The sequence below is a fragment of the Geobacter hydrogenophilus genome (genome assembly GCF_018501225.1).
Taxonomy (GTDB): domain Bacteria; phylum Desulfobacterota; class Desulfuromonadia; order Geobacterales; family Geobacteraceae; genus Geobacter; species Geobacter hydrogenophilus.
In genome coordinates this window covers 20,421-35,171 of the sequence record NZ_JAHCZI010000011.1, presented here as the reverse complement: position 1 = coordinate 35,171, position 14,751 = coordinate 20,421, and the positions used below count along the sequence as shown (strand labels likewise).

The 14,751-nt window shown below is 59.2% G+C and carries 11 protein-coding genes and 1 pseudogene; 8 read left to right on the top strand and 4 right to left on the bottom strand.

The window, feature by feature from the left end; translation table 11 throughout:
- Window positions 1–15 precede the first annotated feature (15 nt).
- From KI811_RS14725 to KI811_RS14715, 3 genes are read left to right on the top strand one after another with little or no spacing between them, the layout of a single operon-like run.
- Window positions 16–3,069: a DUF6519 domain-containing protein gene (locus KI811_RS14725; protein WP_214187239.1), complete on the top strand. Its 3,054-nt coding sequence runs from the start codon at window positions 16–18 to the stop codon at window positions 3,067–3,069.
- Window positions 3,070–3,111: 42 nt separating this feature from the next.
- Complete coding sequence (locus KI811_RS14720) at window positions 3,112–5,034, top strand: eCIS core domain-containing protein (protein ID WP_214187238.1); 1,923 nt, start codon at window positions 3,112–3,114, stop codon at window positions 5,032–5,034.
- Between the two features lie 13 nt (window positions 5,035–5,047).
- Window positions 5,048–7,444, top strand: a complete 2,397-nt coding sequence (locus KI811_RS14715) for a hypothetical protein (protein ID WP_214187237.1) — start codon at window positions 5,048–5,050, stop codon at window positions 7,442–7,444.
- Between the two features lie 64 nt (window positions 7,445–7,508).
- Here the strand turns inward: KI811_RS14715 and KI811_RS14710 are convergent, their stop codons facing one another.
- Both KI811_RS14710 and KI811_RS14705 read right to left on the bottom strand, forming a co-directional pair.
- Window positions 7,509–8,864, bottom strand: a complete 1,356-nt coding sequence (locus KI811_RS14710) for an FAD-dependent oxidoreductase (protein ID WP_214187236.1) — start codon at window positions 8,862–8,864, stop codon at window positions 7,509–7,511.
- Window positions 8,865–8,899: 35 nt separating this feature from the next.
- Complete coding sequence (locus tag KI811_RS14705; RefSeq protein ID WP_214187235.1) at window positions 8,900–9,187, bottom strand: sll1863 family stress response protein; 288 nt, start codon at window positions 9,185–9,187, stop codon at window positions 8,900–8,902.
- Between the two features lie 329 nt (window positions 9,188–9,516).
- Here KI811_RS14705 and KI811_RS14700 point away from each other — a divergent pair, with 329 nt between their 5' ends.
- Both KI811_RS14700 and KI811_RS14695 read left to right on the top strand, forming a co-directional pair.
- Window positions 9,517–10,089, top strand: coding sequence for a dual specificity protein phosphatase family protein (locus KI811_RS14700; protein WP_214187234.1), 573 nt, complete (start codon window positions 9,517–9,519; stop codon window positions 10,087–10,089).
- A 5-nt stretch (window positions 10,090–10,094) separates the two neighbouring features.
- The gene (locus tag KI811_RS14695; RefSeq protein WP_246551789.1) at window positions 10,095–11,147 is read left to right on the top strand and encodes a lysylphosphatidylglycerol synthase domain-containing protein; all 1,053 of its coding nucleotides are present in this window, start codon (window positions 10,095–10,097) and stop codon (window positions 11,145–11,147) included.
- Window positions 11,148–11,161: 14 nt separating this feature from the next.
- On the opposite strand, the gene KI811_RS14690 is transcribed toward KI811_RS14695, so the two are convergent.
- Window positions 11,162–12,361, bottom strand: a complete 1,200-nt coding sequence (locus KI811_RS14690; protein ID WP_214187232.1) for a sulfotransferase family protein — start codon at window positions 12,359–12,361, stop codon at window positions 11,162–11,164.
- Between the two features lie 371 nt (window positions 12,362–12,732).
- Between KI811_RS14690 and KI811_RS14685 the strand changes: the two genes are divergently transcribed.
- Together KI811_RS14685 and KI811_RS18980 are read left to right on the top strand one after the other, a co-directional pair.
- Window positions 12,733–13,620 (top strand): sigma-70 family RNA polymerase sigma factor, encoded by an 888-nt coding sequence (locus tag KI811_RS14685; protein ID WP_214187231.1) that lies wholly within the window; start codon window positions 12,733–12,735, stop codon window positions 13,618–13,620.
- Between the two features lie 34 nt (window positions 13,621–13,654).
- Window positions 13,655–13,840 (top strand): annotated as a pseudogene (locus tag KI811_RS18980) (hypothetical protein); the annotation flags it as partial.
- 47 nt (window positions 13,841–13,887) lie between these two features.
- On the opposite strand, the gene KI811_RS18810 reads toward KI811_RS18980, so the two are convergent.
- Window positions 13,888–14,019, bottom strand: coding sequence for a hypothetical protein (locus tag KI811_RS18810; protein WP_281415220.1), 132 nt, complete (start codon window positions 14,017–14,019; stop codon window positions 13,888–13,890).
- A gap of 169 nt (window positions 14,020–14,188) precedes the next feature.
- Between KI811_RS18810 and KI811_RS18680 the strand changes: the two genes are divergently transcribed.
- The gene (locus tag KI811_RS18680; RefSeq protein WP_246551788.1) at window positions 14,189–14,722 is read left to right on the top strand and encodes a hypothetical protein; all 534 of its coding nucleotides are present in this window, start codon (window positions 14,189–14,191) and stop codon (window positions 14,720–14,722) included.
- Window positions 14,723–14,751: the final 29 nt, after the last annotated feature.

The following is a 14,751-nucleotide window of genomic DNA, read 5'->3' as shown; positions in this document are numbered from 1 at the left end:
TTCCAGGGGTAGCCCATGAAAACTCAGATCTCACGCGACAGTTTCCAGCCTGAAAAACGCTACACCGGCGTCCACCAGCAGCAGGGGCGGGTGATCACCGACGCCGACTGGAACGAGCTGGTGGACGTCTGCCGGGAACAGCTCATCCAGGCCCTCGCCGACGTGGTGGGCAACGGTTCGCCCCGTACTGGCGCCGTTGCCATCACGGCGGACCGGAAGATCCAGCCAGGCGACCTTTACGTGGACGGCATCCGGGCCGAGCTGCCGGGGAGCGCACCGCTTTTGGCCAGCGCCCAGCCCGATCTCCCGGGCTACCCCGCGCTCCCCGCCACCGGGCCCTACATTGTCTATGCCGACGTGTGGGACCGGGTCGTCACCTCCCTGGAGGACGGCACCCTGCGGGACCCGGGGCTCCACGGGGCCGACACCTGCACCCGCACCCAGACCATGCTCCAGGTGAAGACCTGCCCCGATACGGTGAACCCCGAGACGGGCATCCCGAAGCGGGGGAATGCCACCCTCTCCCTCTCGCTCCACACGAACCTGGAGGCGGGGGATCCCTGCGACCCCTGCGCCGGTCTCATTGCCGCCGGCAAGGGGAGGGTCGGGAGCTACCTCTTCCGGCTGGAGGTCCACGCCGTGGAGGGGACGGCCGCCAATCCCACCCGCCTCATCCTCAAGTGGTCCAGCGAGAACGGGGCCGAGCAGTACGAGGCCCTGGCCGTGGAGAAGATGCCGCCGGGTTTCGTGGCCACCAACTACGTCTACGAGTTCCACAACCCCGCCACCGAGAAGCAGCTGGGAGTCTTCCTGGGGACAGGGTTCACACCGACCCACGGCGCCATCAAGACCACCTACGAGATTCCCGTCGCACCCCCCAAGGAACTCGTCCGCCGCTGGGACGGCTTCTGCGAGCTGACCAAGTCGGGTTCCGTCTGGTCCCTGGCGACCGGTGTCGACAAGGGGGTGACGCTCACCACCGGCGGACTTGCCACGGCCCCCGGCCACGTGACCCTCGGCTCCAGCATCCAGATCAACCTGGAGGCCCTCCAGCTCACTCTCGACCTCTCCGGCAAAACCTTCATGGCCGGTGACTTCTGGCTTGCCCCGGTCCGGGAGGCGGTCCTGAATCCGGGCGATGCGGTGCTGACCAGCACCGAGCCCCGGGGGATCGTCCATCACTACCTGCTCCTGGCCCGCGTCCAGGCCGATGGGACGCTGATTCCTTTCAACGACGCCGACAAGCGGCGGCACGCGTTCCCGCCCCTCACCGACCTCCATGCCCATGACGTGGGGTACGTGACCACCTGCTCCAGCGGCCTCTTCGATGCCACCCACGACAACGTGGAGAAGGCCCTGAACCGCCTCTGCCAACTGGCCGCCGAGCATATCGCCTACACCGCCGACTGCACCAAGGGGCTCTACGCCGGCTTTGTCGGCACCGTGAAACAGGCCCTCGACAAGATCTGCGAGATCCAGGCCTCCCACGTGGGGTTCACCAAGCCCTGCGACACGAGCGTCTACCATGGAAGTACCATCGCCACGGTGGACGATGCCCTGAGGCTCCTTTGCAACGTGACGGCGGGGCAGATCGGCTTCGCCAAGCCGTGCGACACGAGCATCTACCAGGGACAGACCGTTGCCACGGTGGAGGACGCCCTGCGGCTTCTCTGCAACGTCACCGCCGGGCAGATTGCCTACACGCCGGGAGGCGCCTGCACCTTCCTGAACCAGCCGGGTATCGACACGGTGCAGGAGGCCCTCGATGCCCTCTGTGCCCGTCCTGCCGGCGGTGGGTGCCGGATCACCGTGGGGAAGGATGGGGGAGTTTTCGCCACCCTGGAGGAGGCCCTCAAGACCCACCTGGAACAGGGGAAGCGTGATATCTGTCTCTGCCTCCTGCCGGGGGACCACGAGTTTCCCGGGCAACTGGTCTCGCCGAAGGTCGATAACGTCAATCTCTGCCTGTCGGGGTGTGGCCACGCCACGCGGCTCCATCTGCTGAAGGAGCCGGCTCATTTCAGGGGATTCGCATCGGTCTGCCTCTCGGACATGGAGGTCTTCACCCATGATGTGCCGAATGGGGCATTCGTTTTTGACCACTGTCGGGATGTTTCCCTGAAAGGTATGGCGGTTTCCGGGTTCATCACCGAAGGGTTCCTGGTGGGTGCCCATGGAGCCAAGTCCGTGGCCATGCACTGCCTGGAGCTGGAGGCGGCCAGTCCCGACAGCTTGAAAATGGCTGTCGAACTCCTCAGTGCCCACCCTGCCTTGGCTGAACTCTACCAGATTACTGACCGGACCGCTTTCGACCAGAAGTCGGTTGAGGCGGCAAAGGCCCTGAGCGACCTTTCGCTGCAGGATCGCCGGACTCTTTCGGGGGAAATCGGCCAGCGGGTGAAGGCGGCAACGGCAGTCCTGGGGAACCGCGAGCGACAAAGTTACCTGGATTTCACAATTCTTCTGCGCCAGACAAAGGTGAGCGTGGCTGATTTCGTCGCTGCCCTCGGGGCGATCCGCATCGAGGCGAACCGGGCGCGCCCTGCGGTGGCCCTGTCGGTTGTTGATGCCGGCGCTGACTGGACCCTCGGTGACTGCGACATCCTCGGTATTGTCACGCTTTACGGTACCCTCCCGTCGGGTCCCCTCCCCGCCGATGTGACGAAAAACTTCGATGCCCTGGTGAAACAGGGTAAGGCGACGTTCGCGGGAATCGGTACCACCTTCCGGGCCACCGGATGCCGCGTGACCCGGATCGATGTCAGCACCGCCGTCCGGCAGCGGATCGCCGACATCATCGCCGGTTCGGGGGGTACGCTCACCGATCTCTTCTCCACCGCCATGCTGGGCGATATAACGCTCTTCAGCCAGGACAATCAGATGGCGTTCCTGAACACGAGCCTCTCGTCATCGGTTTTCGAAGCGGGATCGGTTCTCGTCGCCGTGGTAATGGGGAGCACGACAATCTACGTCGGCAACCGGGGAGCAGGTGAAGCGGTCATCATCAACATCACCCCCCAGGGGCGCTCCCAGCAGGCCGCCAACCTGGGGATCACCATCTCGGGGTAGGTACGACACGAGAGACTTGAGGGGATAGGCGAGGAGGCGACCGTGAAGACATTCGCCGAAAAACTGAAGATTATCGGCGGGGCCGTCCCATCGGTGTCAAGCTCGCCGCCTTCGCATGTGGCCAGGCTGGAGGTTCAACAGATACTCCGCCCCTTTTCAGTCCAGGCGAAGCTGGTGCTCGGCGCACCTGATGATCCCTTCGAACGCGAGGCTGATCAGGCGGCCGAAGAGGTGCTGCGAATGCCCGAGGGAGAAGTTCCTTTCGGGGTCGGCAGCAACGAGGATGGTACGGTTCGGGCGAAGCCGGCCAGCGTGAGGAACGAAGGCGAACTGGCTGAAGGGGTGGGGGAACTGGAGGGGGGCGGGGTTCCCCTCGGCGAAGGGGAACGGGCCTTCCTGGAGCCGCGCTTCGGCGCGGATTTCAGCCGGGTGCGCCTCCACACCGGCCCGGCAGCGGAGGAGACAGCCCGGGCGCTGAATGCCCAGGCCTTTACCGTGGGGCACGACATCGCCTTCGGCGTTGGGCGGTACTCTCCCGGTACGGAAGAAGGGATGCGGCTCCTTGCCCACGAGCTTGCCCACGTGGTGCAACAGGGGGAGGCACCGGTCGCCACCATCCGGCGCACCCCCGATTTCGACGACCCGACCCGCTTCACCCAGGTCCACCAGGCCCTCTTCGTCTCCGCCCCCAGCGGCGGGACTCTCCGTCCGTGGGTTGACCCCGATCCGGCCAACGGGGTGGCCGGCACTGCGGCGGATATCAAAAACCAGTTCATCACCGCGCTCCAGGCGCATATCGCGGCCAATCCCCTCTCTGTAGGGGGAACCGTCCCTACCCTTACTACCCAATCCCAGGCCGAGACCACCGCCATTGCCGCGGATCAGGACATCCGCTCCACCTTCCCCCAGATCACGACCCCCATCCCCGAGGCGCAGATACGTTCCGCGGTCGGCATCATCCAACCATCCCAGACCTCCGATCCCCAGTTCCTGAACCAGTGGCTGGAGAACCGCCTGAGCCTCATGACCGACATCGACGAGTTCAACATCCGGGCGACCGATCCCCGCTACCGGCAGATGCTCGCCGATATCCTGGCCGACAGCTGGGCCGGGCCCAACGTCCGCACCCTAGCCAGCCGGCAGGCCGCCTTCGTCGAAAGTGGCACGCGAATCTTCATCCATCGCGGCGCGCCGGCAGACCTGCGGCGGCTCATCCTCATCCACGAACTGACCCACTTCTACGCCGCCCAGGGGTTCAATGACTGGGTCGACGCCACCACGTCGCCCCGCTTCTATACCGAGGGATTCACCGAGTACCTGGCACGCATGGTCATGACTCCCCAGGAACGCTCCGTCCGCAACAACTATGCCCCCAACGTCCAGGCTGTCCAGGACAAGGTGGCCACCTTCGTTCCCGACGACGACATTGCCCGAGCCTACTTCCAGGGTGAGGTATGGCGCCTGGAAGCCGCCTCCGCCGTGGCCCGGCAGCTCTTCGAGACCCAGGTGGGGATGCAGGAGGGGGCACCCCGCAGCACCGAAGTGGCCGAGTCGCAGAGTTCCCACGGAATCGTGCAGACCGTGGCGGAGGGGAGCCGCTACCGCTTCATGAATCTGGCCATTAACCAGACGGCTCCCAAGCCGGAACATGTGGCTTTTTTCGAGGGGATCAGGCAGCGGCACCTGGATGGTCACCCCGATGTAAAGATCCGCTTCGTGGGCCATGCCGACGAGACCGGTGGTGCCCGGCACAACCTGGACCTCTCGCTGCGCCGGGCCGAGGCCTTCTACCAGATGGCACGGGATGCCGGCGTTCCCGACAGCCAACTCCTGGACGCCGCCACCCCTCCCCACCGTGGCGAGGCTGAGCCCACCGCCGATAACGCCACCATCCACGGCCGGGCGCTGAACCGGCGGGTGGAGCTTGTGCTGGTTCGCGCCGCGGCTCCGGCCTCACCTCCCTGATTACGGACACACCATGAAAATTTTCGACCGAAAACAGGAAAGTGCAGGGTTGCGAAACCGGAATCCGGCGCCTGCACCCACGTCGCTACCGCTGGCTTCGTCCAGGCAGGTGCGGCTGATTCTCCGGGGAGATCAACTGCGGCAGGGGACGGTCCTCCGGAAAAAGGGTGCTGCGAAAACGGCCGTCTTCTACCAGTTGGTGCTCGACGAGATCGCCGGCGAAGAGAAGAGCGTGTCGGAGTCGGGGGGGATAAACCTCTTTCCCGAGCGCCTCCGGTTTTTCAATAAACTGAAGGAACTGTGCGAGGCCGTCGAAGCGGGCGACACCAAGGAGGTCGCCCGGCAGGTACCGGAGTTCGTAAAAGAAGACCCTCCAGTCAATGCCCCCTATGTCATCTTTGATACGGTTTTCCGGGAGCTGGTGGCGAGGATGGCCGTCCAGGGGCGCCACGGGGAGGCGCTCAAGCTGCAGGACTGGTTCCTGGCGCGCAAGAGGAAGGAACAGATCTACGCCTCGCCGTGGCGCAAATATGCCGAAGAGGCGTACCTGGCGGAAACCGTCGTGGAGCGGGCAACGGCGATGCTGGAATCGGCCGGCGCCGATGGGGCGCTCGGGGCTCTGGACGGGTTTATCGAGGCTCTGCGGTGGCTGCGGGACAGGCATGCCACCCTGGACCTCGACGCCGTCAAGGAGGACGCCCGGAGCAACGCCGAGATTGCGGCCATTGGGCAGTCCCTCATGCCAAGCATCAGGCACACCTTGTCGGGATATTACGGACAATTGGTGGAACTGATGCGGGCCGCGGCAACCGGGACCCAGAAGGCCTTCCAGGCAGTGCTCGACCTGGCCGTGGCCGACCTGGAGAAGGGGAAGGGGGGACGACGGTTGGGTGAGGCGAAGGAACGGCTTGCGCGGCTCCAGGGGGTGGTGGTGCCGGAGGGGAAAACGGAGGAGGGGAAAAGGATACCCGGCCTTACCGTGGAAGTTACCAAGTCAGTGTTCAGCGAGAAGAAGGGGCGGCACCTCGATATTTTTCTGGAGGGAAAGGCTGCGGAAAAACGGAGCATCGGCATCGAATACTACGAAAGGGAGATGGGTGGGACCTTTGCCGAGGAGAAGGAGCTTCCCCTTGGACGCATACTCCAGGTTCGCCGCAAGCAGATCGAAGTGCTGGAGCTTCTCTACGGCGAGGCCCGCGACAAGACCGGCGCCGTGACGGCCGAGGCGAAGGAGAACCGGGAGCTCATCGACCAGTCCCTCAAGGGGAGGATGCGGCTCCACAATAACGACGACTGGCGCACCTTCCTCCTCGCCAAGTTCCGGGCGCTGGAGCCGCAGGTGGGACGAGAGAAGGCCTTTGCCAAGGTGATCGACCTGCTCGCGTTCTACCTCCTCGCCTTCACCACTCATACCCCTTACAATATCGAGGATTTCGGCGTCAATTACCTGAACCGCACCTTCCCCCGGGCGCTGACCGGCCAGCTCATTCACGATTGCGGGGTCTACGCCATCCGGATCGCCTATATCCTTTCTCTGGTCCGCACTGAGCTTGATCTGGAGTTCCGGTTCGTGCGCCTTCCGCTCCACGTGGGGCTCGTGATTACCGGGACGGGGCTCCCGGCGTATGTGGTCCACAACGACCAGTTCATCCCGGTGAGCCAAGCCGAAATGGCCGATCTGCGAAAGCAATGGCGGGAAACCGACGAGATGGGGGATCCGCGCAAACCCGCCCCCCTCGACGAGCGGCAGTTTCTGGGAGAGGTTTCCGCCTCGCAGTTCGTCCCCAACGTGGACATCCCGTTCCGTATCATCGACCTCCCACCTCCCAAGGGGAAGCCCGCGGAGATAAAGGATCAGCTCTGGAAGCTCTACACCAGGCGGATTGCCACCGCCGAACTCTTCAGCGCCGCCATCGGCAAACCCGGCTCCCCCCACTACCAGTTCGATCTCAAGTATCTGGAACTCCTCAAAATGCATAAAGAATGGTTCAATGAAACCTATGTGCCGTTCTGGAACGTGGAGGGGCGCGGCATCTGGCTCAAGCACCGGGATGCGATCCGCAAGGCCCATGCCCGCCTCCAGGCGGCCGCCGGCGGGACGGGGCAGGCCGAAGCCGAGAACGAGTACCAGAAAACGATCGCTCCCTACCGGCAGGCCCTGGACGCCGCGTTTCAGAAGGTCGAGAATGGACGGGGAAAGCTTATTGTCTTGCAGGTGGAGATTTCCGGCTATCTGGCCGAGCATCCCGACGTGCTCGCGAAGGGAGCGCGGGTCAGCCCCTACCAGCGGCTCGATCTGGGTGGATGGGTAACGGCGTGGTTCTGGCGCTATCTCAGTGAACTTATGAAAGGGGCTGCCGTGGAACCACCCTTTGCTCCGGAGGATAGCTTCCTATGGCCCATCGACTGACCTCTCCATCGGGTTTGACATCGGCATGGACCCCCCTTCCTTGAGGTGACGGTCCCGATTCCTCCTAAAGTTCCTTTGCAACCTCACGGGCAGCGATTACGACCGGGTCCCAGACCGGTGAGAACGGTGGGGCGTAGCCCAGGTCCAGGTTGATCATCTCCTCCACCGTAAAACCGGCATGAAGGGCTGTTGCCAACGTGTCTATCCGCTTGGCCGACCCTTCCATCCCGACGATCTGGCCTCCCAGCAGGCGGCCGCTCCCCCGTTCCGCCAGCACCTTTACGGTTATTTCCCCTGCGCCGGGAAAGTAGCCGGCCCTGGTGCGACTCTTAATGACGGCGCTGATCCACTCGATCCCCAGTTCCCTGAGTTCCTCTTCCTGGAGGCCGGTGCGTGCGACCTCCATCTGGCATATTTTGGTGACGGCTGTTCCCACGACCCCGGGAAACGTGGCATAGCCGCCTCCCAGGTTGATCCCCGCGACCCGCCCGTGCCGGTTGGCGACGGTGCCGAGGGCGATATGGAAGGGCCTGCGGCTCACCAGGTGGAACGATTCGGCGCAATCCCCCGCTGCCCAGATACCGGCAACGCCGGTCTGCATCCGCTCGTTCACCCTGATCGACCCCTTATCCCCGAGGGGGATGCCGGCAGAAGCGGCAAGGGCCGTGTTGGGGCGCACCCCCAGGCCGAGAATTACGATATCGGCTGGCAGGGTGCGCCTGTCCGTGACCACCCCGGTCACTTTCCCGGCTCTTGTCTCGAACGCGGTGAGGGTCTCCTCCAGATACAGGCTGACCCCCACATCGCGCAGTGCCTGCGAGACCAGTGCCCCCATGTCGTGGTCGAGGGTTCCCATGACCTGCGGTGCCCTGTTGACGAGGGAAACCTCAAGGCCATGCCTTACCAGCGCTTCCGCCATCTCCAGGCCGATGTATCCGCCCCCGACGACAACTCCCTTTTTCATCCCTCCCCTGTCGAGACGCCTGCGGATCTCCAGGCCGCTTTCAAGGGTGTTCACCCCGCAGATGTCGACGGCATCGGAGCCGGGAAGGTCCGGGCAGAGGGGGACCGCGCCGGTGGCGATCAAAAGCTGGTCATAGGACTCCCATGCCGAATCGCCGCGCTGCAGATCGCGCACCAGCACCTTTCTCTGTGCCGCATCGATTTCCACCACCTCATGCAGGACCCTTGCATCGATTCCATACTTCTCCCGGAACTTTTCCGGGGAACGGATAACGAGTTTTTCTTCCTTGTCGACAACCCGGCCGACGTAGTAGGGAATCCCTCAGGCCGAAAAAGAAGTGTGGGGGCTCCGCTCGAAAACGACGATCTCCAGTTCGGGCCGGCGGCGCTTTGCCTGGGATGCGGCGCTCATCCCCGCGGCATCTCCGCCGATGACAACGAGTTTTTCCTTGGTCATGATTCGTTTCCTCTAGGGCAGGCTCAGCGACGTACTCATGTAACTTTTTTGATAGCGTCGCGCAAAATGGATTTGACCTCGCCCCATATCTGTTCCGTTCCCGATTTGAGGTCTTCCCACTCATCATCGGTGGCGGCAGATATGCCCTGCAGTTTTTCCGCGGCTTCATCCCGCTTGAGCTGCAATGCCGTGATCGTGTTGTTATAGTCAAACCTCTCCTCGGGCGTGGCGCTTTCCGCCTTGTCCTTGAGCCGGTCGATCTGTGCATCCCATTCGACAATTTGTGCCGAGAGTTTTTCCACATACTCTTTTCGCTCGTCCATGACAGCACCCTCCGCATCATCTGAAAGCCCACTTTATACCGGTTTTTCAGCCATCGCTGGCTAGCACTCTGCAGCGCATGGCGGGAACAACGCCCGCATCATGCCCCACCCGGAAATTCTACCAATTGTCCGGAGTAATTCCAGTGCATTATACGTGCAGGATAGGTCTCAACCATCAACTCTGAGTGGACTTAATGGGAGGCTCTTCCGCTCTCTGCCGGCAACCCTGCCCACAATTGCCAACCGATGCCCTGAAAGACTATACTGGTTACAAAAGAGGAGAAATTGGCTTACTTCCGAAGAAACAATGATCGAGAGAGGCGACGAACATGAAGTTTTTGGGAAGAACGTTGCGGCTTGGCATAACAATTATGGTGATGCCGCTTTTGGTAGCTTCGACGTATGCCTTGTATATGGCGGGGAAGGATAATTTCCATATTGTCACGAATGGAGAGGCATACCGATCTGCCCAGATGAATGGAGACGAACTCAGGCGCGCTATCGATAGTTACCGTATCAAAAGCATTATAAATCTCCGTGGGAAGGAAGAGGGGAAGTGGTACACCGAGGAAACGAAGATAAGTGCCGAAAATCACGTAAAGCATTATGACCTGGCATTATCGGCCGATCGCGAGCCGACGCGGGAAGAGATGCGGTCTCTCATGGAGATTTTTAGGTCAGCGCCACGTCCTGTATTGATCCACTGCCAGGCTGGAGCGGACAGGTCGGGGCTGGTGGCGGCACTGTGGAAAGTGATTGTGAACAAAGAATCCAAGGGAGAGGCGGGCAAACAACTGTCTATCATGTTCGGGCATTTGCCGGTTGGTCCGGCTGCTGCTATGGACCGGTTTTTTGAAGGTTGGCAGCCCGAATTGACAAAAGAAGCTATTCCAAACGCCTAAGACATATGAAACCGCCACCTGAAGAAACATCCAAAGATGATAAGCCCAGCGGAACTCAGAGCACCTTTCGATTGGGTAGCCTCCTGATTCTACTCGGTGGGGTGGGTGTTACCACTGCGCTCGTAGCCTATCACAACTTTTCCTCGGTAATTGAAGCGGCGCACCGTATCGGGTGGGGGTTCGCGCTGGTTCTCCTGATTCAGGTTTCGGGCATAGCCCTTAACGGCCTCGCGTGGCGTGCTCTTTTCCGTTCGGAGAAGTCAGGTTTTACCAATACCTTGTTTATTCTTCGCTGGATACGTGAATCGATCAACTATCTCCTTCCGGTAGGCCGCCTTGGCGGGGATATGGTGGCAGTTCGGTTGCTCGCAGCACGTCGGCGTGACGTAAATACCGCAGCGGCCAGCGTGGTGGCCGACAAGACGCTTGAGGTTCTGGGACTCTTTTTGTTCGCAGTGGCCGGATTTGTCATTTTGTTTGAAAGTGGCGTGAATAGTAACAGTGCCAGATACTGGGCAATTCGAGCTTTGGGTGCGACCTTCGCTGTTCTGGTTGCCTTTCTTGCAGCCCAGCGTTGGGGCTTGCTGAACCTTGTCGACAGGGTGGTAAAAAAATTTTCAGGAATGTGGGGCGGCGGTGGGGAAGGCAGCAATAATATCAGCATTCACGAAACCGTATGGGGAATATACGGGGACGTTCCCCGCCTCATTCTTGCGGCTTTCCTGCATGCTGTAGCCTGGGTGCCGGGAGCATTGCAGATTTGGGTAGCCATGCGTTATATGGGGCTCGAGACCCGATTTTTAGATGCCTTTGTCATAGAGAGCCTCACGATGATCATATGTTCCGCCGCCTTTGTCATGCCGGCATCTCTGGGAGTCCAGGAAGCCTCCTACATGACGGTCGGGTGGTGGCTTTTCGGCATTCCGCCGGCAGCAGGACTTGCCCTGTCGCTGGTTCAGAGAATGAAGGATGTTCTCTTCGGCGTGCCGGGCTTGCTCGTCTGGCAAGGTCTGGAAGGGAAACACCTCTGGTCGCTCTGGAGAAGACGGAAAAAATGAGTGCCTGGTCAAAATCACAAGGCTTCGCGTCCGATGCTGAAGCGCTCGCAGTAGAGATCGAAGTGAGCGGATTCCTGCTCGGGACCGAGGCTGAAATCCGCCAGTGAGAAGGTGTCCGATCTCTTCTTGTGCCGCTCGCCGATTACAAAGGCTTCCATACGGGACTCATCTTCGGCGGAAAGGGTGAGGCCAAAGCGGTCATAGATGGCCCGTACCGTTCCGATCGGGTCAGAAACCAGATCCAGGAAGCGGACGTCCATAAAATGGTCTTCCAAATCGACATGATTTTCACGGAATTCCATTATCTTTTTTACCTTGTCATTCAAACTGCGGGTTTCGTAGGCGCCCAATTGGCGAAGATTTATGGTGAGGCTGAATACTCTCTTCAGAAGGGTCATCTGGCTGGAGGCCGCCTGCAACACTTTCAGCGGGTCACGGTGAAGAAAAACAATCCTTGCTTCCGGGTATATCTTGATCAGCGTTTTCAGGGAGTGTACGTGGTCAGATGACTTCAATACCCACCTCTCAGCAGGGCAATGCCATTGCAGGTGCTTCAAAAACCTCTGGTGAAATTCATAAGCCGAGTCCATATCCTGGATTCTCAGCCAAGTTTCATAGGAAGGAATTGAGAACATATCGAGAAAGACATTTGATTTAAAGGAATAGCCTAAAATGGACCCGCATTCTTGGGGAATAAAGGCGCCGATGGGATGGGCCCTGGCGAGATCCGGATGGATCAGACGCAGCCATCGCAAGCGTTTCTCCGCTTTCTTGATGAGTGGATCGGAATCGAACGTAACGCTCTTAGGGGAAGGGAGGGGGAACATCACTTCCCACATCCGTGGCACACGATTGGTACCATCATGTCCTAACAGGCGATGCAGGAAAGTTGAGGCGCTCTTGGGCGTGCCGGTAATGAATATCTGAGGAAGCACCGGCTGCTCCTGGATCTCGGGATATCGCAACCAGTGATCAATAAGTCTGAAACGTGTTTTGAGCAGTTCGAGCAGATGCTGCCGGGCACCGATCCGTCCGATCAGGCTGAGATTGGCCTCGTTATTACACGAATCGATTAGGAATTTTAAGGAATCTTCACACTGCTGATCACAGAAATACTTCAATCCGGTTCGGCGTTCTGCCGTCGAAAGTAGTTTGTCGAAATCGATGGGAATCAATGTGCATCTGATTTTTTCCAGGAGGCTGGAAATTGACAATTAAATCTCCCCACGATTCAAAACTGCAACCCCTGCAGCACGACGCATCATCCCTCCCGCACAACCTGTGACCAAAGTATAACCCATCGCAACGAAATTACGACCCAGCCCCAAAACCTCGTTGCCCCTTGCCAAATGAGTCGTTTTTTTAGACCGTCAGCTAAAGTTTTTCTTCATGTAGTCGATAATTTAATAAACAAGACATTCAATAGCAAAATTTCACCAAGCTGATTGCACTAATGATGTTTGCACACCGTAAGGGCTCATTTTGTCTTGTTTTGGTGGTTTATATTAATTGTGCAATGTAACTATATAAAATGTTGACTGAAAGTTGGATTGGGAAGAATAAGTGTCTTAATCCATGAGATGTCATGACCCGTTTTCTGATTCGCAAACGACCGGGGAATCCGCAGGTTCCATCAAGCCTTGAATCTGATGACTATCGAGAGTTCCTTAATGAAAATCTCGACTGTGTCGCCACGATCTGCGAAAAGGCTGCCTCGGGGATTCGAGGATATGGCGGCTATCACGGTATTACCGGAGAGGGTGGAGCAAGATACGTTGTTCAGCAGCAAGTTGTCATCGATGCCGACGAGCTTTTCATCCAGGCAGTTGACCATCTTCGTGAGGACGATTACCGGCGTTTGAGAGAGTTCAAGGGCCGGTCATCCCTCCCTACCTATCTCACCACCGTTATCAGTCGATTGGTTGTTGATATCGTTCGCCAGCGTACCGGGCGCAATCGGGCCAGGGAACGGGCTGAACGCTATGGCACCCTTGGGTCTCACGTTTATGAACTCATGGTGGGGCGCGGACACACGGCAGATGAAGCCGTCGATATTCTTCAAACCACATTTTCCATTCAAGCTACGCCGGATCAACTGCGTGAAATCCATGAAGGATTACTCGGACGCCGCAGTCGTTGTCATTCTGACGGCGACTTGGAGATGGCTTGGGGAGAGGAAGGGGAGCTTGTAGTTGTCCATAATCAGACGCCTGAAGACATGTGCTCCTCCAACGTCCAACGGTTGCGCTGTAGGGAGATACTTGAGGGGCTCATTGACGGGTTCTGTGGCGAGGAGCGTTTGATCCTGCGGCTTAGATTCCCCATTGATGATGTGGAACCTTGTGATGTTGGTGAAATTGCTGTCCTTACCGGACTGTCCCCCAAGCAGGTGGACCGGAAAATCCGGTACATTTTGAAGAAGTGTCGAGAGGAGCTGCTCCGGAAAGGGGTCAGTTTCGACGACTTGGTATGAAAATCCAATCTGTCCGTCAAATAATGTAACGGTAATGAACAATAAACAGAGTGACATATCCCGAAAGCAGCGTGATGAGACCCTTGGCAGGGCGCTTTCCGCAGAAATTGCCACGGTTGAGCACACTGGTTGCTGCCCAAGCGAAGTTGCACTGACCGAACTACTCGCCGGGGCACTGTCTGGGCTCGAGCGTGACCGACTGATGGCCCACCTTGCTTCCTGCGATCGTTGTCTCGCAACCTATACGCTTGCGGCAAGGCTGCAACGTCAGAAGCCAGCAAAGCGGAGAAGGTGGTTCGGTTCCGCTGCAGCATTGGCAGCGGTGGCTGCGGTAGTTATTGCAGTCATTATGGCTAAGCCGCAGGTACCGGTACAGACGGCGAAGGCTCCTTCGGTCATGCCCGGGCAACCACTCCCGGAACCACGACCAGCGTCGGCGCCGTCTTCTCTCCCCCCGATCAAATCCCGATCATCTCGTCCTCTTCCGAGTTCTCCCCGTAACACAATGGAGACCTTTAAACCGACTGCAGTTGCGTACGCGCTAAATGTGCTTGACCGAAAATCGGGAGTGAGAGTTCCGAAAGCACCAGGCACTCATTACGCTTTCAGTGGTGCCATTGATCCTTCGCATGCTGGCTTTAGGAGCGGTGTTGCTCTTCTGGACCTTGCCGCCGCAGTGAATGTCTCGAGTATTGGAGATCAGCGGACTGTTCTTGATCGTCTCGTTGTCTTGCTTGGAGATGATGCAAATGAGGTTGGCGTGAAGCGCCTGCTTCCGGGAGATGTTCCGTTATCGAGGGGACAATGCCTTGAGATTGCCCGGCAATTAGAGCGTCACGCAGAAGTTTCAGGCCAGCTTGTGTCATTCCGTTTAGGAGCGTGGGTCGAAGCAGCGCGTATGGCGTCTCAGCACGAAGTGTCGACTATAGTGAATGACGTGGTTATTGAATACTTTCTTGCCGATCCTGGACAAGGGAAACTCCCTGCGCCGGTCAGGGAGGCCCTGGAGAAGCTCTCCCGGTACAAAGAGGGACAGGTCCTTTCTGACAAGGATTATCGTGACATTCGACGATTGCTGAACGAAATAGCTGATATCCATTGAAGGGTCGATGACGGTCGTGCCAACAGTGT

Coding starts and splice junctions, on each gene's coding strand:
- KI811_RS14725 (WP_214187239.1), top strand. CDS start 16: ATGAAAACTCAGATCTCACGCGACAGTTTCCAGCCTGAAAAACGCTAC.
- KI811_RS14715 (WP_214187237.1), top strand. CDS start 5,048: ATGAAAATTTTCGACCGAAAACAGGAAAGTGCAGGGTTGCGAAACCGG.
- KI811_RS14705 (WP_214187235.1), bottom strand. CDS start 9,187: ATGGACGAGCGAAAAGAGTATGTGGAAAAACTCTCGGCACAAATTGTC.
- KI811_RS14700 (WP_214187234.1), top strand. CDS start 9,517: ATGAAGTTTTTGGGAAGAACGTTGCGGCTTGGCATAACAATTATGGTG.
- KI811_RS14695 (WP_246551789.1), top strand. CDS start 10,095: ATGAAACCGCCACCTGAAGAAACATCCAAAGATGATAAGCCCAGCGGA.
- KI811_RS14685 (WP_214187231.1), top strand. CDS start 12,733: ATGACCCGTTTTCTGATTCGCAAACGACCGGGGAATCCGCAGGTTCCA.
- KI811_RS18810 (WP_281415220.1), bottom strand. CDS start 14,019: ATGACCGAAGGAGCCTTCGCCGTCTGTACCGGTACCTGCGGCTTAGCC.